Origin of the sequence: Stenotrophomonas indicatrix (assembly GCA_041545745.1) — a bacterium.
Lineage (GTDB): Bacteria > Pseudomonadota > Gammaproteobacteria > Xanthomonadales > Xanthomonadaceae > Stenotrophomonas > Stenotrophomonas indicatrix_A.
This window is the reverse complement of record CP168152.1, coordinates 150,643-175,385: the sequence shown is the minus strand read 5'-3', so window position 1 is coordinate 175,385 and position 24,743 is coordinate 150,643. Positions and strand designations below refer to the sequence as shown.

General features: G+C 67.1%; 22 protein-coding genes. 7 read left to right on the top strand and 15 right to left on the bottom strand.

All coding sequences use genetic code 11. The features are described 5' to 3' along the window. Nucleotides 1–125: 125 nt before the first annotated feature. Nucleotides 126–1,421 carry an acetyl-CoA C-acetyltransferase gene (locus ACEF39_RS00710; RefSeq protein ID WP_088100805.1) on the bottom strand — a complete coding sequence of 432 codons (1,296 nt, stop codon included), beginning with the start codon at nt 1,419–1,421 and terminating at the stop codon, nt 126–128. A gap of 93 nt (nt 1,422–1,514) precedes the next feature. Here ACEF39_RS00710 and ACEF39_RS00705 point away from each other — a divergent pair, with 93 nt between their 5' ends. Continuing rightward, nucleotides 1,515–2,402 carry a hypothetical protein gene (locus ACEF39_RS00705; protein WP_500286609.1) on the top strand — a complete coding sequence of 296 codons (888 nt, stop codon included), beginning with the start codon at nt 1,515–1,517 and terminating at the stop codon, nt 2,400–2,402. 152 nt (nt 2,403–2,554) lie between these two features. Then, the gene (locus tag ACEF39_RS00700; RefSeq protein WP_500286608.1) at nt 2,555–2,995 is read left to right on the top strand and encodes a hypothetical protein; all 441 of its coding nucleotides are present in this window, start codon (nt 2,555–2,557) and stop codon (nt 2,993–2,995) included. 48 nt (nt 2,996–3,043) lie between these two features. Here ACEF39_RS00700 and ACEF39_RS00695 read toward each other — a convergent pair whose 3' ends face one another. From ACEF39_RS00695 to ACEF39_RS00660, 8 genes are all read right to left on the bottom strand, one after another. Continuing rightward, entirely contained in the window at nt 3,044–3,664 is a 621-nt protein-coding gene (locus ACEF39_RS00695; protein ID WP_500286607.1) for a superoxide dismutase family protein, read from the bottom strand. Nucleotides 3,665–3,697: 33 nt separating this feature from the next. Beyond that, on the bottom strand, nt 3,698–4,267 hold the full coding sequence (locus tag ACEF39_RS00690) for a superoxide dismutase family protein (protein ID WP_229980014.1): 570 nt from the start codon (nt 4,265–4,267) through the stop codon (nt 3,698–3,700). Between the two features lie 93 nt (nt 4,268–4,360). After that, nucleotides 4,361–5,809 carry a nitrogen regulation protein NR(I) gene (gene ntrC, locus ACEF39_RS00685; protein WP_500286606.1) on the bottom strand — a complete coding sequence of 483 codons (1,449 nt, stop codon included), beginning with the start codon at nt 5,807–5,809 and terminating at the stop codon, nt 4,361–4,363. Continuing rightward, on the bottom strand, nt 5,802–6,863 hold the full coding sequence (locus ACEF39_RS00680) for a two-component system sensor histidine kinase NtrB (protein WP_099819524.1): 1,062 nt from the start codon (nt 6,861–6,863) through the stop codon (nt 5,802–5,804). Before ACEF39_RS00680 ends, ntrC begins: the two co-directional genes overlap by 8 nt. 110 nt (nt 6,864–6,973) lie before the next feature. Next, nucleotides 6,974–9,019, bottom strand: coding sequence for a TonB-dependent receptor (locus tag ACEF39_RS00675; protein ID WP_500286605.1), 2,046 nt, complete (start codon nt 9,017–9,019; stop codon nt 6,974–6,976). A gap of 83 nt (nt 9,020–9,102) precedes the next feature. Further along, nucleotides 9,103–9,405, bottom strand: coding sequence for a hypothetical protein (locus ACEF39_RS00670; protein ID WP_108266494.1), 303 nt, complete (start codon nt 9,403–9,405; stop codon nt 9,103–9,105). A gap of 109 nt (nt 9,406–9,514) precedes the next feature. Beyond that, entirely contained in the window at nt 9,515–10,672 is a 1,158-nt protein-coding gene (gene mltA / locus ACEF39_RS00665) for a murein transglycosylase A (protein ID WP_500286604.1), read from the bottom strand. Nucleotides 10,673–10,739: 67 nt separating this feature from the next. Next, on the bottom strand, nt 10,740–12,248 hold the full coding sequence (locus ACEF39_RS00660; protein WP_500286603.1) for an alpha/beta hydrolase: 1,509 nt from the start codon (nt 12,246–12,248) through the stop codon (nt 10,740–10,742). Between the two features lie 127 nt (nt 12,249–12,375). Here ACEF39_RS00660 and ACEF39_RS00655 point away from each other — a divergent pair, with 127 nt between their 5' ends. Together ACEF39_RS00655 and ACEF39_RS00650 are read left to right on the top strand one after the other, a co-directional pair. Continuing rightward, nucleotides 12,376–14,085, top strand: a complete 1,710-nt coding sequence (locus ACEF39_RS00655) for a histidine kinase (protein WP_500286602.1) — start codon at nt 12,376–12,378, stop codon at nt 14,083–14,085. Beyond that, nucleotides 14,073–14,774 carry a LytR/AlgR family response regulator transcription factor gene (locus tag ACEF39_RS00650; protein WP_500286601.1) on the top strand — a complete coding sequence of 234 codons (702 nt, stop codon included), beginning with the start codon at nt 14,073–14,075 and terminating at the stop codon, nt 14,772–14,774. Before ACEF39_RS00655 ends, ACEF39_RS00650 begins: the two co-directional genes overlap by 13 nt. A 30-nt stretch (nt 14,775–14,804) precedes the next feature. On the opposite strand, the gene ACEF39_RS00645 is transcribed toward ACEF39_RS00650, so the two are convergent. From ACEF39_RS00645 to glnA, 4 genes are all read right to left on the bottom strand, one after another. Next, a complete protein-coding gene (locus ACEF39_RS00645; RefSeq protein ID WP_500286600.1) occupies nt 14,805–15,551 on the bottom strand; it encodes an N-acetylmuramoyl-L-alanine amidase in 747 nt (248 codons plus the stop codon). A gap of 233 nt (nt 15,552–15,784) precedes the next feature. Continuing rightward, nucleotides 15,785–17,215 (bottom strand): ammonium transporter, encoded by a 1,431-nt coding sequence (locus ACEF39_RS00640; RefSeq protein ID WP_353098198.1) that lies wholly within the window; start codon nt 17,213–17,215, stop codon nt 15,785–15,787. A 22-nt stretch (nt 17,216–17,237) separates the two neighbouring features. Continuing rightward, a complete protein-coding gene (locus tag ACEF39_RS00635) occupies nt 17,238–17,576 on the bottom strand; it encodes a P-II family nitrogen regulator (RefSeq protein WP_004134334.1) in 339 nt (112 codons plus the stop codon). Nucleotides 17,577–17,926: 350 nt separating this feature from the next. Further along, nucleotides 17,927–19,336: a type I glutamate--ammonia ligase gene (glnA, locus tag ACEF39_RS00630; protein ID WP_099819516.1), complete on the bottom strand. Its 1,410-nt coding sequence runs from the start codon at nt 19,334–19,336 to the stop codon at nt 17,927–17,929. 219 nt (nt 19,337–19,555) lie between these two features. On the opposite strand from glnA, the gene ACEF39_RS00625 reads away from it, so the two are divergent. The 3 genes from ACEF39_RS00625 to ACEF39_RS00615 all read left to right on the top strand — a co-directional run bounded on the left by ACEF39_RS00625 (nt 19,556) and on the right by ACEF39_RS00615 (nt 21,881). Then, the gene (locus ACEF39_RS00625) at nt 19,556–20,350 is read left to right on the top strand and encodes an undecaprenyl-diphosphate phosphatase (RefSeq protein WP_500286599.1); all 795 of its coding nucleotides are present in this window, start codon (nt 19,556–19,558) and stop codon (nt 20,348–20,350) included. A 73-nt stretch (nt 20,351–20,423) separates the two neighbouring features. Next, nucleotides 20,424–21,248, top strand: coding sequence for an META domain-containing protein (locus ACEF39_RS00620; RefSeq protein WP_500286598.1), 825 nt, complete (start codon nt 20,424–20,426; stop codon nt 21,246–21,248). A 168-nt stretch (nt 21,249–21,416) separates the two neighbouring features. Next, a complete protein-coding gene (locus ACEF39_RS00615; RefSeq protein WP_500286597.1) occupies nt 21,417–21,881 on the top strand; it encodes an META domain-containing protein in 465 nt (154 codons plus the stop codon). Nucleotides 21,882–21,991: 110 nt separating this feature from the next. Here ACEF39_RS00615 and ACEF39_RS00610 read toward each other — a convergent pair whose 3' ends face one another. Together ACEF39_RS00610 and ACEF39_RS00605 are read right to left on the bottom strand one after the other, a co-directional pair. After that, complete coding sequence (locus ACEF39_RS00610) at nt 21,992–22,603, bottom strand: YbhB/YbcL family Raf kinase inhibitor-like protein (RefSeq protein WP_500286596.1); 612 nt, start codon at nt 22,601–22,603, stop codon at nt 21,992–21,994. Nucleotides 22,604–22,613: 10 nt separating this feature from the next. Further along, entirely contained in the window at nt 22,614–24,692 is a 2,079-nt protein-coding gene (locus ACEF39_RS00605; RefSeq protein ID WP_500286595.1) for a tetratricopeptide repeat protein, read from the bottom strand. Nucleotides 24,693–24,743 lie beyond the last annotated feature (51 nt).

The following is a 24,743-nucleotide window of genomic DNA, read 5'->3' as shown; positions in this document are numbered from 1 at the left end:
CTGGCTGAAGGTGTGCCGACCAACGGTCGGCACCCACCAGAGAATGTAATCAACGAAAACGCCGCCCATTGGGCGGCGTTTTCAATTCCAACGTTGCCGGCCAGCGGCCGGCACTACCGTGGTGTTCAACGTTCGACGATCGCAACCACGCCCATGCCGCCGGCGGTGCAGATCGACACCAGTGCACGGCCACCGCCGCGCTCGGCCAGCTGCTTGGCCGCCGTGGCGATCACGCGTGCACCGGTGGCGGCGAACGGGTGCCCGGTGGCCAACGACGAACCCAGCAGGTTGATCTTGTCAGGGTCGATGCGGCCCATCGGCGCATCCAGGCCCAGGCGATTGCGGCAGTAGTCCTCGCTCTCCCACGCACGCAGGGTGCACAGCACCTGTGCAGCGAACGCTTCGTGGATCTCGTAGATGTCGAAGTCCTGCAGGGTCAGGCCGTTGCGCTTGAGCATCTCCGGCACGGCCACGGTCGGCGCCATCAACAGGCCTTCGCCGTGCACGAAATCGACGGCCGACACGTGTGCGTCGCGCAGGTAGGCCTGCGGTTCGTGGCCATGCGCCCGCGCCCACTCTTCGCTGGCCAGCAGTACGGCAGCGGCGCCATCGGTCAGCGGGGTGGAGTTGGCAGCGGTGAGGGTGCCGCGGCCGGACACCTTGTCGAACGCCGGCTTCAGCGTCGCCAGCTTCTCCAGCGAGGTGTCGGCACGCAGGATGTTGTCGCGCTCGACGCCGCGGAACGGTGCGATCAGGTCGTTGAAGAAGCCACGCTCATAGGCGGCAGCCAGCTTCTTGTGCGAGGACACCGCCCACTCGTCCTGCGAGTCGCGCGAGATGTTCCACTCCTTGGCCATGTCTTCGCAGTGGTCGCCCATGCTCTTGCCGGTACGCGGCTCGGCCACGCCCGGGAACTCCGGCTTGAGCTCGGCGAACTTGAAGCCGGAGGTCAGCGCGCGGATCTTGTCGCCGGTGCTCTTGGCCCGGTTGGCAGCCAGCAGGCGCGCGCGCAGCTTCTTTCCGTACACGATCGGCACGTCGGACGTGGTGTCCGAACCGCCGCCGATGCCGGACTCGATCTGACCCAGGGCGATCTTGTTGGCAACCGTGATGATGCTGTCCAGCGAGGTACCGCAGGCGCGCTGCAGGGTGATGCCGGGGGTCAACGGCGACAGGCCCGAGGACAGCGTGGCTTCGCGGCCCAGGTTCCAGTCGCTGGAGTGCTTGATGACCGCACCCATCGCCACTTCGCCCAGTTGCTGGCCGTGCAGGCCGAAGCGCTCGACCAGCGCTCCCAGCGTGCGCACCGACATGCCGAGGTTGCCGACATCCGAATACGCGGTGTTCTGCCGGCAGAACGGAATGCGGACGCCACCGAGGATGGCGACGGGACGAGCGTTGGGCATGGAGATACCTGGCATGGATGAGGGTGTCTGCAACATGGCCTGCACGACAGAGCAGGCATAATGGGGCCAAGTGTAGCTGCCGCCCTGTGATGGGCCAACCGTGGAACCATGAGCAAACCCGACCCTGCGATGAATGCCCTTGGCGTGCTGGCCCTGGAACTGGCCGGCGGCGAAATCCCCCGCCAGGCGGTGCTCAGCGCTGAACAGGCCGGTGAACTGGCCGAACGCGTCGGCCGCGACCTGTCCAAGCTGGTGCCACACGTGGCCGAGCTGGATCTGGTGTTCGCCGCCGCCCATTTCGATCCGGCCGAAGTCCTTCGCCCGGGCTGGCCGATCCATCGCCGCCTGGAAGAACTGCAGATGCGCGCGCCCGGTCGCAACCAGGGCCCGCGCGTACTGGCCTTCGGCACCGATGCCAGCGGTGATGTACCGCTGCCGTTCCAGGCCGACGCGACCTTGGTCGGCGGTGGCCTGCGGGTGGTGCCGTTCCTGCTGACCGGCAGCGAGGTGGCAACCACGGCGGCCGTGGCCGATGCGCTGGAAGAGGTGCTGCTGGCTAATGGCATGGCCCATGCCGATACCGCGCTGATGGCCCAGAACGCGTTCGGTGCGCGCGTCGAGCACGCACGCTATTTCACCGTGAACGACCTGGCCGCGATGATGTCGATGCAGTACGACAACCAGGGCCTGGCCGCGCTGTGGCCGCTGATTGAAACCGCGATCATGGCCCCAGGTCAGGACGAGTGGCTGAGTGACGCGCCCGAGCCGTTGCTGCGCTATACGCAGGGCGAAGCACGCATGGCGCTGTTCGACCCGGCCGGCTGGTGCGCGCACTACAACCACGGCACGGGCGACTGCGAGCGTCTGCAGGGCATCTACGAGCAGTTCCTGATGCGTCAGCGGCAGATGGCCGCGGTGCTGGAAGCGCACGGTGTACCGGTGCTGTTCGTGCATTGCGAAGCCGGCCAGGACGCACGCGAGCTGCTGGCGCGCTGATCTGGTGATGCCCATCCGCCGGGCGATGTGTGTCCGGCGTCGATACCTGTTTATAGAGCCGGGCAATGCTCGGCCCAGAACTACCGAAGCGCGGCCGGGCGTGGCTCGACTGCGCGGAAGTGCGGCTGCCGGCTACCTCAGGAGATTTCCGGATGACCCTTGCTGTTTACCGCGGTGCCTTCTGCCTGTTGTGCCTTGCACTGTCGGGCCTCACCCATGCGGTTGCCCCAGTGCGCGGCGGCGATGACAGCCAGCCGCTGGAATACGCCAACGTGGCCGCATTCGTTGAACAGCTCCCCAAGCGCAAGGATGTCGAACGACTGCCGTTGCCGACGCCGCCTGGCATGAGCCTGCTGCAAACCAGCAAGGAAAGTGTGGAGAACGATCCGGACTACACCGCCACCACCTGGGTGCTGTTCACCGCGCCGCATGCGCTGGCGCCTTCGGTGGTACGCATGCGCACGGCGATCGGCTGGGATCGCGAACACCCGTTTCGCCGCACCCGGAAGATAACCACGCTGTGTGAAGGCAGCGCGGCAACCTGTGATGCGTTGGCGGCGCAGGCCAAGCGATTGGCTGCGGCGCCTTTGTAGGACAGCGTAAAGAAAAAACGCCGGCTTGCGCCGGCGTTTTTTCATTTCTTACGGGGCCTTGTTGATCACCGCGCACGCCAGTCGCGCACCGGCGTTGCCGGTCGGCTGGGTCTTGTAGTCGTCCGCGTCGGCGTGGACGATCAGGCCGCGGCCGATGATGTCGAAATCATCACCCTTGCCGATGTTGACGTTGCTCGAGACCGGGCCATCGACAGTGGCTACGCCCTTGTCGTCGGCCTTGATGTTGGGCATGTCGCCACCGTGGTGCGGATCGGTGGCCACGTTGCCGTGGTCCTGCTTGCCCGGGTTGAAGTGACCACCGGCGCTCATGCCGTCCGGCGCGCTGCAGTCACCTTTCTCGTGGATGTGGAAGCCATGCTCGCTGCCCGGCTTCAGGCCGGTGATCTGGCCGGACGCGTGAACCTTGCCGTCGACCAGCTTGAAGGTGATCGAGCCCTTGGTTTCATTGCCCTGGGTCGGTGCCAGTTCGGCTGCAGCCGAGGTTTCGGTGGTTGCTGCCGTGGCTGCGGCCGGCTCAGCCGGGGCGGCCGTGCCTTCGGCCGGGGTGGCCGCCGGGGTTTCGGTGGTCGGTGCTGCCGGCTGCTGGTTGCAGGCGGCCAGGCCCAGTGCAGCGATGGCGGCGAACAGTGAAGTGTGGATCAGACGCATGGAAACTCTCCTTGGAAAATGCCGGTGGAGTGATCAGCGGGTTACCCGGATCACGCCGCAGGCGATGCGGACGCCGGCATTGCCGGCGGGCTGGCTGCGATAGTCGTCGGCCTTGGCATGCACCACCAATGCACGTCCGGCGATATCCGTGGCGGCACCTCCGCCCAGGGTAACGCCCTTCAGATGCACATCGATGTTGGCGCGGCCCTGCGCGTCGGCCTGCAGGTTGTCGATGTCGCCCAGATGGTGCTTGCCGCTGCCGGCACGACCGTGCGCGACACCGGCGGGATTGAAGTGGTTGCCGGCGCTGCTGGCGTCCACCGCGCTGCAGTCGCCGCGCTCGTGGATGTGGAAACCGGCCTGCTGCATCGGCTGCAGGCCTCCCACCAGACCGGTGAGGTGTACGCCACCGGGTTCCACCATCAGCGCCAGGCGGCCGCTGACGATGCTGGCCGAGGCAGGCGCCAGGTTGGCTTCGGCCTGCTTGGCGGTGCTGACCACCGTTGCCGGCGGCGGTGTGGGCTGCGGCTTCTTCGGCGCGCTGCCACAGGCAGACAGGAGCACGGCGGCGGACAGCGGCAGAAGGGCGAAGGACAAACGCATCGGGGACTCCTTGCAGGTAACACTACGGACGGCATCGTCCATGGAGGATCAACAGTTCGGCAAGCGGGTGCGAGGATCGCGTGCAGGCACCGTTCAATGCCCGCCGCGACGGCGACCGGCACCGAGTTTGCGGGTAAGTGTGTTGCGGCCGAGGCCCAGCCGCGCGGCAGCTTCGGCGCGACGGCCGTGGGTGATCTGCAGCGCGGCCTCCAGCAGGGCGTGGTCGACCCGTTCGCGTACCTGTGCGTGCAGGCCCTCGGTGCCTTCGGCCAGCTGCCGACGTGCCCATTCGGACAGCAGCGCTTCCCATTGGCCCGGATCACCTGCGGCCGCACTGCTGCGCCGGCTGCGGGTGCGGTTGAGCGCGGTATCGACATCGGCCACACCGATGGTATCGGCCGCGGCCAGTGCGGCCATGCGCCAGCACACGTTCTCCAGTTCGCGGACGTTGCCCGGCCAGTCGTGCTCGCGCAATGCCTGCAGGGCGGCCGCAGTGAGCCGCTTCGGCGGCGTGTCCAGCTTGCGTGCGGCAGCGGCCATGAACGTGGTGGCCAGTTGCGCGATGTCCTCGCGGCGCTCGCGCAGAGGCGGCAGCTGCAGGCGCACCACGTCCAGGCGGTGCAGCAGGTCGGCACGGAACTTTCCCTGCGCGACCAGGCCTTCCAGATCCTGATGGGTGGCGGCGACCACGCGCACATCGACACGGATCAGTTCGCGTCCACCCACGCGGAAGAACTCGCCCTGCGCGAGCACGCGCAGCAGGCGCGTCTGCAGCGGCAACGGCATGTCGCCGATTTCATCGAGGAACAGAGTGCCGCCGTTGGCCTGTTCGAAGCGGCCGATGTGGCGCCGCTGTGCGCCAGTGAATGCACCCGCCTCGTGACCGAACAGCTCGCTTTCCAGCAGCTCGGCGGGAATGGCGGCGGTGTTCAGCGCGACGAACGGATGCTGCGCGCGCGGTGATTCGCGGTGCAGCGCATTGGCCACCAGCTCCTTGCCGGTACCGGTTTCGCCGATGATCAGCACCGCCAGCGGTGCCTGCGCCAGGCGGCCGATGGCGCGGAACAGCGCGCGCATCGGTGGCGTATCGCCCACCAGCTGCGGCGGCTGGTCGCTGGCGGCTTCTGCGGCAGGCGTGGCCGCGGCCAGGGCCGGCGCCACTGCAGGCAGCACGCGCTGGGCCAGCGCCACTGCATCATCCAGGTCGAACGGTTTGGACAGGAACTCATGCGCACCACCGCGGAACGCACCGGCGGTACTGGCGACGTCGGTGTAGGCCGACATCACCACCACCGGCAGCTGCGGCAGCACAGCCTTCAGCTTGTCCAGCAGCACCAGGCCATCGTCGCCGGGCATGCGCACGTCGGTGAACAGCAGCGCAGGCGGCGGGCTTTCAGCCAGCGCCTGTAGTGCGGGTGCGGCGCTGTCGAAGTCGACCACCTGGTAGCCGGCCTCGCGCAGCGCGGTGCACAGCACGAAGCGCACGGCGCGGTCATCGTCGACCACCCAGATGCACGGCGCGGACGCGGAAGACTCAGACATCGCGCGGGGCCTCCTCGGCGGCGGCGGTGCCGTTGCCGATCGGCAGCAGCAGGGTGAATACGGTATGGCCCGGGCGCGACCGGTAGGTCAGCGTGCCGCGATGCTCGCGCGCGACCTGCTGGGCTAGCGCCAGGCCCAGGCCGGTGCCTTCGGCACGGCCACTGACCAACGGCAGGAACAGGTGTTCGGCCAGTTCTTCGGGCACGCCACGGCCGTCGTCGGCGATTTCCAGGCGCAACGCCAGGGTGTGCAGCTGTTCGGCGATGCGCACCCCGTGTTCAACGCGGGTGCGCAGGGTGATGTTGCCGGCGCCGGCCTGGATGGCATTGCGTACCAGGTTCCATACCGCCTGGGTGAGGCGGTCGGCGTCACCGTCAAATTCCGGGATGCTCGGGTCGTAATCGCGCTGCAGACGCACCGCCCAACCGGCCTCGTTCTCGGCCAGGCGCAGCACGCGCTCCAACGCGGCGTGGATGTTCAGCGCCGCATGCGGCGCGGCAGGTGCCGGTGACAGCAGCTGCTCCAGCAGGCCATTGAGCCGCTCGATCTCCGAGCCGATCAGATCGATCAGTTCGCGTTCGCTGGCGTCGCGCTGGGCCGCGCGGCGGGCCAGCAGCTGCGCGGCGCCCTTCAACCCGGCCAGCGGATTGCGCAGCTCATGCGCCAGGCCCTTCAGCGCCGCACTGAGCGCGCTGGGCAGGGCCTGGGTCGGGTCAAGCCCGGGGAACTCATCGACCGGATGCGCCTCCAGCAGCCAGCCGCCATCGTCGCGTCGGCTCATCCAGCCTTCGGCGAAACGCGCCGCCTCACCGGGCAAGGCCAGCGCCAGCCGGTTCAGACGCAGGCTGTCGCGCTCGTCGCGGGCCAGGAAATGGGCCAGCGCCTCGCCCTGCACTTCCAGCGCGGCCAACGGCTGGCCGAGCAGGCGCCGGCCGCTGACGCCCAGCCAGCGCGCGAAGGCCGGGTTGCAGCCGGCAATGCGGCCATCGGGTCCGGACCAGGCCAGCGGTGTACCGAGGGCATCGAGGGACGGCGGGGGTGCAGGGTCGGACATTGCACCAATGTAGTGCAAAACAGGGGCATGGGGTCAGCGCACTTTGCTGGCGTAACGGGATCTGACCCCTTGCGCAGGTCGAGCAAGCTCGACCACTACCAGCGTTGCGGTTACAGCTTCATGTTGAGGCCGACGAAGACCGCGCGGCCCGGGGCGGGCGAGAACATCGGCCGGGCGCTGTCCCAGAAGAAGCTGTCGTACCAGGCGTAGGCGTACTCACGGCCGGTGACGTTCTTCAGCTGCAGGTCCACGCTCCAGGCCGGGGTGATCTGGTACTTGGCGCTGAGGTCGAGCACGGCGAAGCCGCCAAACTTGCCGGTGACGTTGCGCTCTTCCAGGTAGTAGTCGCCCTGCGCGCGCGCCTGCAGGCCCAGCTGCAGGGCGTCGCTGGCCTGGTAGTCCAGGCCGAGGTTGCTGATGTGGCGCGGAGTGGCGGCCACTTCGCGCCCCTGCAGGGACACGCCTGGGGCGCGGTCGTCGCGGGTGATCTTCGCTTCCTGGTAGGCATGGGAAGCCCACAGCGTCCACGCCTCGCCCAGCTGCGCGCTGATCTGCGCATCCACACCGCGGCGGCGGGTCTTGCCCAGCGTGACCGTGGTGCCGGTGGCCGGCATGTTCGACACTTCGTTTTCCGCGTCCTGCTGCCATACCGCCAGACGGGCCTGGCTGCCGGCGAAGGGCTGGAATTTCAGGCCCAGCTCCATGCCGGTGTTGGTGGAAGGCTGCATCGGTGCCTGCCCCGGGGTGAGGTAGGCCGGCGCGGTGGAACCGGTCAGCACCTGGAACGTGCGGCCCCAGTTGGCATAGACGTGGGTGTGCTCACCCAGGCTGTGGATGACGCTCAGCTTGGGCTGGCCGATGCTGCCGTAATCCTGCAGGCGGCCGGTGATGCCGTTCATCAGCCGGGTGTGGCCGCTGAAACGGTCCACACGGTAGGCCGGCACGATCTTCCATGCGTCGGCTGGCTGGTAGATCGCCTGCACGTAGGCGCCCCGGTTGTCGAAGCTGTGGCGGTCGTTGTTCTGCACGCGTGCCGGAGGACGGCTGAAATCGGTGGGTTCGGCGAAGGCGTAGCGCTCGCGGATGTAGCCGTTGTCCTGCTGCTCGTAGTTCACCCCGCCTTCCACGGTGAGCATGGCACTGGCCTGCCAGGTGAGCGTGCCGAGCAGGCCCGCCTGGCGCTCGTCCCACACACGGCGCTGGCGCGGCAGATTGCCGGTGGGCAGGTCGCTGAAGGTCACCCGCCGGTCGTCTTCATAGCGGTTGTAGTACAGCCGCGTTCCGAAAGTCACCGCGTCGCTGAGCTTCATGTCCAGGTGCGCGGCGAACTGGCGCATGTCGCGGTCATCGCCGTCATTGGCGTTGCGCAGGTCGCTGTGGCGGCGCCCCGCATGCAGCTCTTCCGCGGTCATGAAACCGGGTTCGTCGGCGTCGTGATGGTAGGCGCGCGCGGTCAGGCCGATGCGCAGCCCCTCCTCCAGCGAGCCGAAGAACCACTTGCCGCCCAGCGAGTACTTCTTCGAGCTGTCGTGGTCGCGGTAGCCGTCGCTGGCCTGGGTGCCGACGAAGTAGTTCTGCGCGAAGCCGTTGGCTTCGCGGCCCACCGCCAGCTGCACATCGCGGGTGTTGTAGCTGCCGTAGGCCAGTCGTGCATCGGCGTAGGTACCGCCCTGGCGCGTACCGAAGTTCACGTTGCCGCCGATGTTGTGCAGGCCGTAGCGCGGGTCGTTGGTTCCACGCACGACTTCGATGTAGCTGATTTCCAGCGGAAACAGCATGTCGATGAAGCGCTGGTTGCCGCTGTTGACGTTGCTGGGGATGCCATCGATCAACGTCTTGATGGCATTGAGGTAGCCCTCGCCGTTGAAGGCGCGGAAGCTGACCTTGCCCGACTCGGCGCCCTGCCGGGTTTCCGTCAGCTGGATACCGGGCATCTGCCCGAGCAGTTCCCAGCTGTGCGACACGTTGCGGTTTTCGATCTGGTCCGCGCCCAGCACGTCCACCGAGGTCAGCACCTGGTGCGCGCTCAGTTGTCCCTCGCTGTGCTGGTGCACATCGACCTTGCCCAGGGTGAGCGCGGCGTCGGCGGACTGGGCGAATGCTTCAGGGGCGAACGGGGCGGCCGCAAGCGCGGCCACCAGCGTGGGAGTCTTCATGGGGAAGGGGGCGGGAGGCTGGAAATGAAACTTTATAACATTTCGATTCCACCAACCATCCGATGATTGCGGGCCCCTCGACCTTAAACGGGGTAGCCGGTGGCTTCCCGAGCCTTCTTCCAGGCAATTTCAAACTCGCGTGCGCTGATCTCGTCGTCTTCGTCGAAGTCCATGAACGACACCGGCTGGTCAGCCAGCAGGAAACGATCATCGCTGTGGGCATGCTCATCGGCCCAGACCATCTTGGTGCCGTAGATTTCGACCTGGCGCACGATCTTCTCGCCACGGGCTTCCATCAGCACGTTGCCCTTGCCCAGGCCCGATTCGGCCCAGTGCTTGTAGTACTTCTTCGTGGTGGATTTTGCGTTGTTCTTTGCGTATTTCATTGCATGGGTCCTGGCCGCATGCGCGACCGGAAAGTTCGGAATGACGCCATTATCAGGCATATGGGGGTCAGATCCCTTTCCTGCGGAAGGGGATCTGACCCCTGCTGACCTACTGCGGCAGCGCCACACCCTTCGGCCACAGCAGCCACAGGTTGCCCTGCTGCTTCATGTCGCCGGCCAGCTTGCCGGCGGCATCGCCGCTGCCCCAGTACAGATCGGCACGTACCTCGCCGGCAATGGCGCCACCGGTGTCCTGCGCGGCCACCGGGCGTACCACCGGCGTGCCGTCCGGGCGCGTGGTGGACAGCCACAGCAGGCTGCCCAGCGGCACCACGGTGCGATCCACCGCCACGCTGTAGCCGGCGGTCAGCGGCACGTTCAACGAACCACGCGGACCTTCCGGGCTGTCCGCGCTGCGCACGAAGAACACGTAGCTGGGATTGCTGCGCAGCAGTTCCGGTACGCGCGTCGGATGTGCCTTCGCCCACGCGCGGATCGCGTCCATGGTGACGTCTTCCTTCTTCAGCTCGCCCTGCTCCACCAGCCAGCGGCCGATCGCGCGATAGGGATGGCCGTTCTGTTCGGCATAGGCCAGCCGCACCTGCTTGCCATCGGCCAGGCGCACCCGCCCCGAACCCTGGATCTGCAGCAGCTGCAGGTCCATCGGATCGGTCAGCCAGGCCAGCACCGGCGCCTTGGCCCCCTTGCTGGCGATGCTGCCGGCATCGTCGTAGGGCTTGAGCACCTTGCCCTCCACGCGACCGCGCAGGCGCTTGCCCTTCAGTTCGGGATAGACACTGTCCAGCTGCACCACCACCAGATCATCGGGTGTGCCGTACACCGGCACGGTGGCCTTGTCGGTGCGGGTGAGGCTGCCCGGGTAGATGGGCTCGTAATAGCCGGTGATCAGGCCGTCGGCGCGATGGCCACCGGCGCGCAGGGAATAGACGTCGAGATCGCGCTGCAGGAATGCGCGGATCGCGCTGGCGTCCTTGTCGGACACGGTGCTGGCGGTCGCGCAGGGCTTGGCCCAGGTCGCATCGTTCTTCAGCCGGGTGCAGCTGCTGCGCCAGGCGGCGAAGCCTGCCTGCAGGTCGGCATCGGATACGGCCGGCAACGTCTTCCAGTCGACCTTGGCGTAGGTCGCGGCAGGCTTCATTGCGGCAGGCGCTTCGGGACGGGTGCCGGTGGTGGAACAGCCAGCAAGCACGGCAAGCGCAAGAAGGCTCCAGCACGTGCGGTTGAAGGGGGCGATGAGGTCAGTCATTGCCCCAATGTAGTGCAATCGGGCGTGGCGCAGGACCGGGATCGCATCCTGCGCCACACGATGGGCCCTATCGCTTGCCGCCCAGCAACTCACTGCTGCGGGTGGCGAACACCGGCGGCGGCACGTCCAGCACGGTATCGCGCACAACGCGACCGGCGAGGAAGTCGACGATGCTGCGGGCGATGGCCGGGTTGCCTGTCCACAACTCGTTGTGATGGCTTGCGTTGCGCACCAGCAGCGAGTGGCCATTGCTGAAGCCCGGCCGCAGTGCCTCGGCATTGGCCGGGGGCGTACGCCCATCCAGCGTGCCGCTGATGAACAACACCGGCACTTCACTGTGCAGCGGGCCGCGGAATCCCTCACCCAGATCGGCCAGACCGAGGCCATCGCCGATGGCCGGGAACGGGAAGTTCAGCCCGTCGCCGAACAGGCTCTGGCGTGCCTGTGCTTCGGCCAGCGCCCGGCGCTGCGGGCTCTGCCCGGAGGCGACGTCCATCGCCAGACCCATGGCCGGGAGCTGCGCGAACTGGGCGCGCCCGATCAGCACCATATCTGCCAGCGGGTCGTAGTTGCCCGTCTCGGCCTCGCGCAGCACCCAAGGCAGCCATTGCTGGGGGATGCGTTGCCCCAGCATGTTGGCGATGACGATCTGCGCGTCGTACAGGCCGATGCTGACCTGGCGGCCCTCATGCATGTGGCTGCGGCCCTGCCGCGGCTGCTCGCGCAGCGCCTGCAGCACGCGGGTGGTCGATCCGGCGAGATCGTCGAAGCCATCCTTGCGCGCAAGCACCGCCAACTCCTGCAGCAGCGCGTCGCTGCTCAGCGGCAGCTTCAGCGTATCGTCGGGACCTTCGGACCCCATCAGCACCACGCGCTCAAGACCGGCACCGTGCAGGCGCACCGTGGCCAGGGCCAGATGGGTGCCATAGCTCATGCCCCACAGGCTGATCTTAGGCACGTCCAGCGCGCGCCGCAGGTCGTCAAGGTCGCCGGCACTCTCGGCCGTGGTGTAGGCGCCAAGGTCGACACCGGCCTGCCGCCAGAACGCTACGCACTTCGCCGCCGTGGCCTGCACTGCGGCCAGGGCCGCATCGCGCTGCAGCGGTTGGGCGTCGTCGAAACGTGTTTCATGCGGACATTCCGGCGGCGGCTCGGACAGGCCAGCACCGCGCTGGTCGAGCAGTAGCACATCGGTTTCGCGGCGCACCTGGTCGAACACCGGCCAGCGCGGACCGCGCGCGGTATCGATACCAGAACCACCCGGACCACCGGCCAGGTAGACCACCGGTGCGGCGCGACCATTGCCGGCCGTTGCACGCAGGCGCACCACCTTCAGGTGCAGGCGCGGACCGTCCGGCTCACTGTGCCGTCGCGGCACCTCCAGCGTGGCGATCTCGGCGGGAATATCGCCATGGCCCTTGGTCTGCAGTGTGTAGGGCTCGAAGGCCAGCGCCGCCGGACCGGCCTGCGCGGGAATGGCGGCGGCGAGGGCCAGGCAGAGCGCGGCGAGGGCGACGGCCACGACGGGGCGACGAACCTGGAAACTACCGGAAGACGTAGAGGCGCTGCGGGTCATGTTGGGCTCCGATGGAAGGATGTGCGCCGCCAGCATCTGCTCCCGCGGAGCGCTGCGGACGCGTCCATCTGCCGAACGTCTCCAGACGCCGGTCCAATGTCTCCACGCAACCGATACGATGGCCGCCATGCAGATCCCACGAACCCTGGCTGTCCTTGCTGTACTGCTTGCGGCCGTGGCTGCCTGGCTGATCGTGTCGACGCCGCCACCGGAAATGAGGGTTGTGCAGGGAGCGCAGATGGCACCTGCGGATGTCGAGGCATCCGGCGGCCTGCCAACGCACCCACCGCAGAACCTGGCTTGGCGGCCGCTGGACCAGCAGCAGCTGGCGGAGTGGCATGGCCCGTACTGGCTGCGCTGGCAGGTGCCAGCGCCGGAAAGCGGCGCCGATCATGGACGTACAGTGAGGCTGTCGTTGCGCGCTGCCAGCCAGCTGTACTGGAACGGGATGCCATGGATCAGCAATGGCGCTGTTGGTCGCACGCCGGAAGAAGAGAAGCCGGGGCGCGTAGACGTCGTGCGCGTGCTACCGCCGCCGTCGGGCAACGCCACCAATGAACTGCTGGTGCTTGCATCCAGCCAGCAGCAGCGTTTCGCCCTGCATGGCGCAGATGCGATGGTGCTGATCGCGCCAGCCCCTGTGCTGTACGGCCAGATCATCCTGCCATGGCTGATCGCGGCCTTCGCCACCGGTGCGCTGGCAGCCGCATGCCTGTATTTCCTGGCGGTGCTGCGTGGGCAGACACGCACACCCGGCGCGCGCCTGCTGCTGGCACTGGGTGTGGTGGGTCTGGCACTGCCCGCGGTCGAGGCGTGGCGATCATTGCTGGGCTACACCTATCCTTGGCATGGTATTCGCCTGGTCGCGCTGCTGGCCCTGCATGTGGCCGCTGCAATGCTGCTACCGGCGTATCTCGCGCGTCGCTTTGAGGTGCCCGTGCCCAGGGCTGGTTGTTTCATCTATCTGGCGCTGATCATGGCAGCGGCCATCGTGCTGCCCGGCTTCGACACCCGCTCAGCGGCGGTGCTGCTGTTGAGCCTGCTCGCCTCGGCGTGGGTGCTGATGCGCGCGCCCGCCGACCAGGAAGACCGATGGCCGATCCTGGCGCTGCTGTCTGCGGGTCTGCTGGCGCTGCTGGTCGCACGCGGCGCCTTCCTTGATGGCCCTTACTTCCTGCTGCTGGCGGTGCTGATGGTGTTCCTTCTGCTGCGCCACGCTGCCCAGTTGCAGGCGCTGGACCGCCACAACGCCTGGCTGCGCGAAGAGCGCGCACGGCTTTCGTTGCAGTTGTTGCAACGGGGTATCCAGCCGCACTGGCTGATGAACACGCTGACCTGCCTGCAGGAACTGATCGAGCAGTCGCCGATGCGCGCCAGCCGCCTGGTGGAGTCGCTGGCCGATCAGTTCGATCGCCTGCGCGACAGCAGCAGCCGCCAGAGCATTCCCCTGCAGGACGAACTGGCGTTGTGCCGCAGCCATCTGGATATCGTCGGCCTTGCCCTGGACCAGCGCATGGTGCTGGAGGTTGATGGCGAGGATGCGGCGATTTCGCTGCCGCCAGGCATCCTGCACGCACAGGTGGAAAATGCACTGACCCATGCCGGCGCTGTTGCCTGCGCACGACACCCTTTCCGCCTGCACGTGCAGCGCGACAACGCGCGCTGGATACTGGAACTGCGCAGTGCGCGAGGCTCGGCCCCACACCGCGGCCGTGGCACCGGTACACGTTACATCGAGGCCAGCCTGGCGGCGGCGAGCCCCACCGGCTGGAGCTTCGTGCAGGGGATCGACGGTGACCATTGGTGTGGCCGGATCGAGCTGACATGCGCATCCTGATCGTCGAGGACGAACCCCTGGTGCGACAGCGCCTGCTGCGCATGTGCAGCGAGTTGGTCGGTGCACGCGCGCGTTTCGATGCGGTGGCCGATCTGGAAGCGGCCGGCGACCGCTTGCAGCGCAGCGTCTACGACGGCCTGCTGCTGGACCTCAACCTTGGCGGCGACGATGGCTTCGAGCTGCTGCGTCGCGCGGTGGCCGGGCGCTACCAGTGCGTGGTGGTGTCGGCACACCGCGAGCGCGCATTGCAGGCGTTCGAACACGGCGTGCTGGACTTCGTGCCCAAGCCGTTCTCACGCGAGCGCCTTGCCCAGGCGCTGGAGCGGCTGCTGGACACCGGTGGTGTCCGCGCCGGTCGCGCGCGTTATCTGGGTATCTGGCGCGCGCAGGGCACAGCGACCGTCGAACTGGCGGACGTGCTCTGGATTCGCGCCGACGGCGACTACAGCCAGGTGCGCCTGTGCGACGGCCGCAGTGAACTGCATGACAAATCCCTGACCGCGCTGGCCACGGTACTGCCTGCGGATTTCGTCCGCTGCCACCGTTCCTATCTGGTCAACCTGCGCCAGATCCGCACGCTGCATGCGGCCTCAGGCAGCCGATACTGGCTGGTATTGGGCGACGGCAGCGAGTTGCCCGTTGGGCGTGCTCATGTGGCGGCAATACGCGCTGCGCTGGGGATGGAGTGAGGTTGCCAGCCATGGGCTGGCACTACTGGGTCATGGCGTCTGCAGCAACAGCGAATGCAGAATGCGCGCGTCTTCGGCGTCGAGTGTTTTCGGCAGGGTGTCGCTGCCACGGAAACGGCGGTGGAACGCCCGTACCGCTGCTTCGCGGTTGTCGAGTGGATAGCCGAAGCGCGCCAGCGCGGCCCAGGCGTCGAAGCCTTCCGGCGCAGCACCGTCGGCCGCGCGCGGCCATACGCCGAAACCTGCTTCGGCCAACTGCTGCCACGGGAAGAAGCGGCTGGGATCTTCCTTGCGCGTCGGCGCCAGGTCAGCGTGGCCGATCACCTGCCGCGGTGGGATGTTCAGCCGTTCAGTGAAATCGCGCAGCAGCACGATCAGCGATTCGATCTGCGCGGGGCTGAAAGGCGTACGACCGTCATTGTCCAGTTCGATGCCGATGGACGCGGAGTTGAGGTCGGTGATGGTGCCCCAGCGCCCGGAACCGGCATGCCAGGCGCGGCGCTCATCGGCTACCAGCTGGTAGCGGTGGCCATCGGCGCCGATCAGATAGTGCGCACTGACTCGCCCGCCGCTGTTGGCGGTGCGCAGCGTATGCAGGCTCTGCTGCACCGATTTCTGCTCGGTGTGGTGGATGACGATGATCACCGGCGTGCGCGCGTTCTGATTCGGCGACGGCACCCAGGTGGCAAGCGGGTTGCGGGTTTCCTGCGGCGTGGAGGCACAGGCGGCCAGCAGCAGGCAGGCCGAGAGCATCAGGGAAGTGCGGATCGGGTGCATGCCCTGATTGTGCGTGATCGGGCGGGATGATGCAGTAGAGCCACGCCATGCGTGGCAGGGCGGCCGACCGTGCCGACCAACGGTCGGTACCCACCAGGGCAGGAGCAGTGCCAAGCAAGCTTGGTACCCACCAGAGCAGAGCAGTCCAGAGCAGGAGCAGTGCCAAGCAAGCTTGGCACCTACCAGAGCAGGTGCAGTGCCGACCAACGGTCGGCACCCACCATGTAGATGCATCAGGCCTCGTAGGCCGATTCACCGTGCGAGGTCACATCCAGGCCGGTACGCTCGGCCTCCTCGGTCACGCGCAGGCCGACCACCACCTTGACCAGCAGCAGGATGGCCGCGGTCACCACGGCCGACCAGACCACGGTGAGGCCGACGCTGACCACCTGCACCCACACCTGGTGGCCGATATCCAGATCGGCCTTGGTGCCGCCCAGCGACTGCGCGCTGAACACACCGGTGAGGATCGCGCCGACGATGCCGCCCACGCCATGTACACCGAACACGTCGGCGGTGTCGTCCACCTTCAGCAGGCGCTTGAGGCCGGTCACGCCCCACACGCAGACCACGCCGGCAACCAGGCCGATGACGATCGCGCCGAGCGGGCCGACGGTACCGCACGCGGGCGTGATGCCGACCAGGCCTGCCACCGCACCCGAGGCCGCGCCCAGTGCCGACGGCTTGCCCTTGCTGATGGCTTCAACCAGCGTCCAGCCCAGCACCGCTGCGGCCGTGGCCAGCACAGTGTTGAGGAAGGCCAGCGAGGCGACGGTGTCGGCGGCAGCGGCCGAACCGGCATTGAAGCCGAACCAGCCGACCCACAGCAGCATCGCGCCGATATAGGTGAACGGCACGTTGTGCGGCTTCAGTGCAGTCTGCCCGTAGCCCAGGCGCTTGCCGACGAACCATGCAGCAACCAGACCGGCTACGCCGGCGTTGATGTGCACCACGGTGCCACCAGCGAAATCGATCGCGCCCATTTCACCCAGGTAACCACCACCCCAGACGATGTGCGCCATCGGGATGTAGCTGAGGGTGAACCACAGCGCCGAGAACAGCAGCACCGCGCGGAACTTGATGCGCTCGGCGAAGGCACCGACGATCAGCGCAGTGGTGATGCCGGCGAAGGTCGACTGGAAGGCGACGAACAGGTAGTCCGGCAGGCCCTTGATCGGCGTGTTGCCCACCGACTCCGGGGTGAAGCCCTTGAGGAAGGCGAATTCGGTGAATGAGCCGAAGAACGGATTGCCGGCGCTGAACACTGCGCTGTAGCCATAGGCCACCCACAGCAGCAGCACCAGCGAGAACACCACCAGGATCTGGCTGAGCACCGACAGCACGTTCTTCGAGCGCACCAGGCCGCCGTAGAACAGGGCCAGGCCTGGTACCACCATCAACAGCACCAGCAGGGTGGAGGTAAGCATCCAGGCGACGTCGCCATGGTCGTAGGCGGGCGCAGCCACCGCTTCGGCAGCAGCCGTCGCAGCGGCAGTCGGGTCCTGCAGGGGCTCGACGGCCACGGCCTCGCTCTGCAGCGGCGTGACCTGGGCCTGGGCATGTGCACTGCCGGGCCAGATACCGGCGGCCAGCGCGCTGAGCAGCATCAGCAGGCACACCAGATGGAACCGGGCTTGCCACCCGGTGAGAAGGCGCATCTTCATGGGGGAGTCTCCGGAAGGGGGTTTACAGCGCGTCAGCGCCGATTTCGCCGGTGCGGATGCGGATGACCTGCTCGACAGCGGTCACGAAGATCTTGCCGTCGCCGATCTTGCCGGTGCCTGCAGACGACTGGATCGCTTCGATCACGGCGTCGGCACGCTCGTCGGTGACGACGGTTTCGATCTTGATCTTGGGCAGGAAGTCGACAACGTACTCGGCACCGCGATACAGCTCGGTGTGGCCCTTCTGGCGCCCGAAGCCTTTCACTTCGGTCACGGTGATGCCCGACACGCCTGCATCGGACAAGGCCTCGCGGACCTCGTCGAGCTTGAACGGTCGGATGATGGCGGAGATCAGTTTCATGCGCATGTCCCGATGGTGGATGGGGCCAGCGCGCCAACGCGCGATGGCATCAGGCAACCACGGGCCATCGTGGTGATGGCCGTGGCTGTTGCACCGGACACGAACCGGGCCGGGACAGCCGTGCCTCTCTCCTTGCACGGCCGACGCGGGAGGGAGGGCGGCCCATGTCGCGTATCCGGTCTCTCTCTTGCCCCTGGATCAGGGGTCCTTGGCGTGGGGTCAGAGCCCTTTCATGCATGAAAGGGATCCGACCCCGTGCAACGACCCCGATCTGACCGCGGCTCCCCAGCCGCAAAGACGGAGGCGATGGCGGTGGGTGGGAGGGGGTACCCACCGCCATCGCCAACCGGTCAGCTTGCGTAGTACAGCTGGTATTCCAGCGGGTGGGTCGCCGCGCGGAACTTGGTCACTTCCTGCATCTTCAGCGCGATGTAGCCGTCGATGAAGTCATCGCTCATCACGCCACCGGCCTTGAGGAACTCGCGGTCCTTGTCCAGTGCTTCCAGCGCCTGGTCCAGCGAGGAGCAGACCTGCGGGATCAGCTTTTCTTCTTCCGGCGGCAGGTCGTACAGATCCTTGTCGCTCGGTGCGCCCGGGTCGATCTGGTTCTTGATGCCGTCCAGGCCGGCCATCATCAGCGCGGTGAAGGTCAGGTAGCCGGACTGGATCGGATCGGGGAAGCGCATTTCAATGCGGCGCGCCTTCGGGTTGGACACCCACGGAATGCGGCACGAGGCCGAACGGTTGCGCGCCGAATAGGCCAGCATCACCGGGGCTTCGTAACCCGGCACCAGGCGCTTGTAGCTGTTGGTACCCGAGTTGGCGAAGGCGTTGATGGCCTTGGCGTGCTTGAAGATACCGCCGATGTACCACAGCGCCATCTGGCTCAGGCCGCCGTAGCCGTCACCGGAGAACAGGTTGGTGCCGCCCTTGGACAGCGACTGGTGCACGTGCATGCCGCTGCCGTTGTCGCCGACGATCGGCTTGGGCATGAAGGTGACGGTCTTGCCGTTGCGGTGGGCGACGTTCTTGATGACGTACTTCATCCGCAGCAGTTCGTCGGCCTTCTGCACCAGGGTGCTGAACTTGGTGCCGATCTCGCACTGGCCGGCGGTGGCCACTTCGTGGTGCTGCACTTCCACTTCGATGCCGACCTGTTCCAGGGTCTTGCACATCTCCGCACGCAGGTCGTGCAGGGTATCGGTCGGCGGCACCGGGAAGTAACCGCCCTTCACGCCCGGACGGTAGCCGCTGTTGGCGCCGTCGTACTTGGCGCCGCTGTTCCAGGCCGCTTCTTCCGAATCGACCTGGAAGAAGGTGTGGCCCATTTCATTGGCGAAGCGCACCGAGTCGAAGATGAAGAACTCCGGCTCCGGGCCGAAGAACGCGGTTTCGGCGATGCCCGAGGACTTCAGGTAGGACTCGGCGCGCTTGGCGATGCCGCGCGGGCAACGGCCATACGGCTGCATGGTGGCCGGGTCGAGGATGTCGCAGCTGATCACGATGGTCGGATCGGCGTAGAACGGGTCGACGTAGGCGCTGGCGGTATCCGGCAGCAGCACCATGTCCGACTCGTTGATGCCCTTCCAGCCGGCGATCGAGCTGCCATCGAACATCTTGCCTTCTTCAAACAGCGACGGCTCGACGATGCTGACCGGGAAGGTCACATGCTGTTCGACACCACGCATGTCGACGAAGCGCAGATCGACGAACTCGATCTGGTTGTCCTTGATCAGCTTCTCTACGGTTTCCACGGACATCGGTACGACCTCGGATGGGGATGAATGCCTGCTGAGGTACAGCAATGACCGTGCCAACTTTTTGGCCTTCACAAGTCGTTGATTTCAAAGCCACCGCCCCAGCGAGGTGCAGAACCATGCGCACCAAACGGGTGCGCCGATGACCAGGCGCACCCGTTTGGTGCGGCATGGATCGTCTATTCTTTCGAGCTTCTTCCGCCGCCCGCGCCCGCATTGTCCATGTCCGATCTGCTCTCCGCCCTGCTGCTGGGCATCCTCGAAGGCTTGACCGAATTCCTGCCGATCTCCAGCACCGGCCACCTGCTGATCGCCCAGCACTGGCTGGGCGCGCGATCGGATTTCTTCAACATCATCATCCAGGCCGGTGCGATCCTGGCCGTGGTGCTGGTGTTCCGCCAGCGCCTGCTGCAGCTGGCCACCGGCTTCGGCCAGCGCGAGAACCGCGAATACGTGTTCAAGCTCGGCGCGGCGTTCCTGGTGACCGCCGTGGTCGGCCTGGTGGTGCGCAAGGCCGGCTGGTCGCTGCCGGAAACCGTCAGCCCGGTGGCCTGGGCGCTGATCATCGGCGGCATCTGGATGCTGCTGGTGGAGGCCTATACCGCGCGCCTGCCTGATCGCGACCAGGTGACCTGGACGGTGGCCATCGGCGTCGGCCTGGCGCAGGTGGTGGCCGGTGTGTTTCCCGGTACCTCGCGCTCGGCCTCGGCGATCTTCCTGGCCATGCTGCTGGGCCTGAGCCGCCGCGCGGCCGCCGCCGAGTTCGTGTTCCTGGTCGGCATCCCCACCATGTTCGCCGCCAGCGCCTACACCTTCCTGGAACTGGCCAAGGAAGGAAGCCTGGGCAGCGAGAACTGGACCGACGTTGGCGTGGCCTTCCTTGCCGCAGCCATCACCGGCTTCGTCGTAGTGAAGTGGTTGATGGGCTACATCAAGTCGCATCGCTTCACGGCCTTCGCCATTTACCGCATCGCCCTGGGCGCTGCATTGCTGCTGTGGTTGCCGTCCGGCAGCTGAACAGCGCCGGGGCACGGGAACCCCGTTGCCGGCCCCGGTCCGTTTCCCCCTCGGTTCCCCAAGGAGAATCACCATGAACCGCAAGCTCACCCTGCTCCTCCCGCTGGCCCTGCTGGCCGCCTGCAGCCAGACCCCTGCCCCGGCCGGTACCGGCGGTGACGATCTGGCCCCGGCTGCGGCCAAGGCCGGCGACCAGAAGGCGCTGGCACACCTGGATGCGCAGCGCCTGCAGAGCCAGCACTGGCTGCTGCAGCAGGCCACCGCGGCCGATGGCAAGCGCATCGATGCGCTGTTCGCCCGCGAAGACAAGCCGGTCACCCTGGACTTCGTTGATGGCCGCCTGTCGGTCAGCAACACCTGCAACCGCATGGGCGGCGGCTACACCCTGGCCGATGGCAAGCTGAGCGTGAGCGCGATGGCCTCGACCATGATGGCCTGCACCGACAAGGCGCTGATGGCCCTGGACGAAGCGGTCTCCAGCCGCCTGCAGGGCGAACTGAAGGCCGAACAGGACGCCAACGGCGTGCTGACTCTGACCACCGCCAAGGGCGACGTGCTGGTGTTCAACCCGGAACCGACCGCTGAAACCCGCTATGGCGGCGCCGGCGAGACCGTATTCCTGGAAGTGGCAGCGAAGACCGAGAAGTGCTCGCACCCGCTGATCCCGGATTACCAGTGCCTGCAGGTGCGCGAAGTGAAGTTCGACGACAAGGGCCTGAAGCAGGGCGAGCCGGGCAAGTTCGAGAACTTCTACGGCAACATCGAGGGTTACACCCACGAAGACGGCGTGCGCAACGTGGTGCGCGTGAAGCGCTACGAAGTGAAGAACCCGCCGGCCGATGCGCCGTCGCAGGCGTACGTGCTGGACATGGTGGTCGAGTCGGCCATCGAGAAGTGATGTAGAGCCGACTACTGGTCGGCTGGCTCTTGAAGGGCGGCCGCGAGGTCGCCCTTCTTCGTTGTGGGGTAGTGCCGGCCGCTGGCCGGCAGCTGCACACAGCTCCGGCGCCATACGGAACATGCCGGCCAGCGGCCGGCACTACCCACATGCATCAGGGAGACCGACATGAAACGGACGTACATGATCGCACTGGCCTTGCTGGTCATCGGTTGTGGCAGCAGGGCATACGCCGCCAGCACACCCACCACCGACCAGCTTGAAGCCCGTCTGTGGCAGCTCGCACGCGCCACCGACGCGCAGGGCAAGCGCATCGACGCGTTGTTCGTCAGGGGCCGGGAGCCGTACACCCTGCGCTTCCAGCCCGGCTACATGAGCGAGTTGAACCTGTGCAACCAGGCCAGCAGCCATTACCACCTGCAGGACGACCGGCTGATCCTGGAGAACGGCATCCAGACCACCGCGCTGTGCATCAATCCCAAGGTGGATGCGCAGGAACGGCGAGCCGAAACGCTGTTTCACGGTCGCGATACCGCACCGACCCTAGCGTTGGACGACACTGGCGCATTGGTCGTGCGCAATGCCAAGGGCGAAGTGCTGGTGTTCAAACCCGCGCCGCTGCCGGCGAAATGAAGAGGGCGGCCACTGGCCGCCCTTCTTCGCTGGGGGGTAGAGCCGGCCGCTGGCCGGCTGCCACGTACAGCGGATGCCGGCCAGCGGCCGGCACTACCCGAAGGCTGTTATCAGGCCAACGCCGGATTCAACGTGTAGGTGCCGTGCAACGCCGCTTCGGCCAGTACGTGGCCGTGCATTGCACGGTACGCATCGGCGGCGGTGAAGCGTCCCGGCAACGACAGCGTGGCCACATCCAGCGCGAACACACGGAAGAAGTAGCGATGCACGCGCTCGTCGTTGAACGGCGGGTACGGGCCGTCGTAGCCGAGGTAGTCACCGGCCATGTCCGGATTGCCGGCGAACCAGCCGGTGAAATCGTTCAGGCCCTGGCGGCTGCCGGCCGGGCCGGCCGGCGCGGTCTTGCCCTTCACCACGAAGCCATCGCTGCAGCTGCCCGCGGCGATCTCCTGCACCGAGGCCGGGATGTCGGCCATCACCCAGTGCACGAAATCACAGCGCGGCTGATCGCGCGGCACGCTCATGTCATCGCGACCGACCGTCTCCGGCACTGTCGGTACGTCCGGGTCCACGCATACCAGCAGGAACGAACGGGTGCCGTCGGGCACACCGCTCCAGGCCAGGTGCGGGTTGCGGTCGGGGGCGAAGCCGTTGGCATCGCCGGCGGCGAACTCACGGTCGATCGGCGCACCGTTGACCAAGCTGTGACTGCTCAATTGCATCAGATGCTCCTCACTCTTCCGGGTAACCCAATCGCACCGCGACCGGGGTGAGCTGGGCAAACGCGGCGCCCATCACGTCGCGATACCTGCGCCAGTGGCCGGCAGGCAGGCGCGGCGCGCCCAGCTGTGCAGCCGGCGGCATCGGACGTCCGAACACGCGGCCCAGCAGGTCGGCCATCGCATGTGCATCGTTGCCGATGTCGTCGATGCGCAGCAGCACGTGCGGATACAGGTCTTCCTCGTGCAGTGCGGCGATCTGGGTCAGCGAACGCACCAGCCACTGGCTGGCTTCGGCCATCGAGGTCATCGCCAGCGGTGCAGCGGCACCATAGGCGATCCAGTCCAGCAACATGTCGCGCGGGTCGCGCAGCACCAGCAGCAGGCGACCCTGCGGCAGCTGCGGGCGCAATGCCCACAACAGCGCGTTGTCCCACCACAGCAGCCAGTCGATCACGGTGTCGTTTTCCAGGCCGCGCGCCGGCAGGTGTTCGCGCCAGCGCTCGACCAGGCGTTCCGGGCTCAGCACGCCCGACGCCAGGTCCTGCAGCGTGTTGTAGTTCTGGAAGGCATCGTCGGGTGGATTGGCGGTGTAACGATCACTGCGCAGTACCGGGCTGGCAGCGGCCAGGCCGGTTGCCACGCGCTCCACGCCCGAACCCGGGGCGCCCCACAGGAAGATCGGTGCCGAGCCACTGTCGCGCGTCGCTTCGTCGATGCTGGCCATCTCCGGCCAGCTCGGCGGCGCCTTGGCCTGCGGCGGCAGCGGCAGCCGCTGCGAGGCCTGGTCGGTCTGCAGCGCCATCCACGTACGCAGCGCTTCTTCCGGCTGCCCGGCGCGATCCTGGATTTCGCCCAGCCAGGTGCGCAGGTCGGCGCGGTGTCCCTCCGGTGCCTGTGCGATCAAGGCCTGCACGCGCTCCACGGCGGCGGCCGGGTCACGCTGCAGCAGACCCTCGACGCGACGGCTTTCACCGCTGACGCGACCCGGTTCCAGGGTGGTGATGCGCTCGGCGATGGCTTCGCCCTGCTCGTGCTCGCCGGCCATGTCATGCAGGCGCATGCGCGCTTCCAGCGCCGGCAGGTGGCTGGGCATCGCTGCCATCCAGCGCTCCACGACGGCCACGGCGCCGGCACTGCCGACGTCTTCCACGGCCAGTCGTGCCAGCCACAGGTCATGCAGCTGGTCATTGCTTTCCAGTGCGTCATCCAGGCGTGCACGGGCGTCATCTTCGCGGCCCAGGCGCTGCCAGGACATCAACAGCAGCTGCAGCACCTGGCGGTCACCCTGCAGCGATTCCAGCAGCGGCAACAGGTGCTCCAGCGCCTGCAGTGGCTGGCCACTGCGCAGTGCCAGTTCGCCGGCCAGGCGGCGCATCGGCGGCACGTCCAGCTCCGGCTGCTGCAGCGCCTGCTGCATTGCCTCAGCGGCGGCCTCGACGTTGCCCTGGCGCAATGCCAGCTGCACCACCATGCCGTGCAGCGAGGACATCTTCGGGTTCAACGCCAGCACGCGACGGAACGCCTGCTCGGCGAACGCCAGCATGTCCTTGCCCAGATAGGCAAAGCCCAGTGCGTACAGCACGCGGGTATCGTCCGGTAGCGCCTGGCTGGCCGCCGACAGCAGGGCCAGCGCGCGGTCCGCGTCGCCACGACGCAGCGCGACCATGCCATCGATGGTCAGCAGTTCCGGATGGTCCGGCTCCAGCCGCGATGCGAGGGTCGACAGCCGCTGGGCCTCGTCGAAATCGTTGCGGCCCACAGCCAGGTGCGCCTGCATCAGGTAGGCGGGGAAGGCGTTGGGGTCCAGCCCGGTGGTGCGCAGCAGGGCTTCATCGGCACCCTCGAACTGGCGCAGTGCCAGCAGCAGGCCGGCGTGCTGCAGGTGCAGCTGCGCGTCATCGGGCGCCAGCTGCAGCGCCTGCTGCAGCGCCTCCATCGCGGCCTCGGCCTGGCCCTGCTGCTGCAGCGCAAGCGCCAGCCAGCGGTGGGCCTCGGCCTTGCCGGGTTCGTCACGGGTCCACGCCTGGGCCAGCTGCACGGCCTGGCCGGCATCGTTCTGGCGCAACGCTTGGAGGATCTGGTCTTGCATGGCCGTCCGGTTCAAGGTCAAACCCGCATTGTAGCGGGCCGCGCGCCGGTG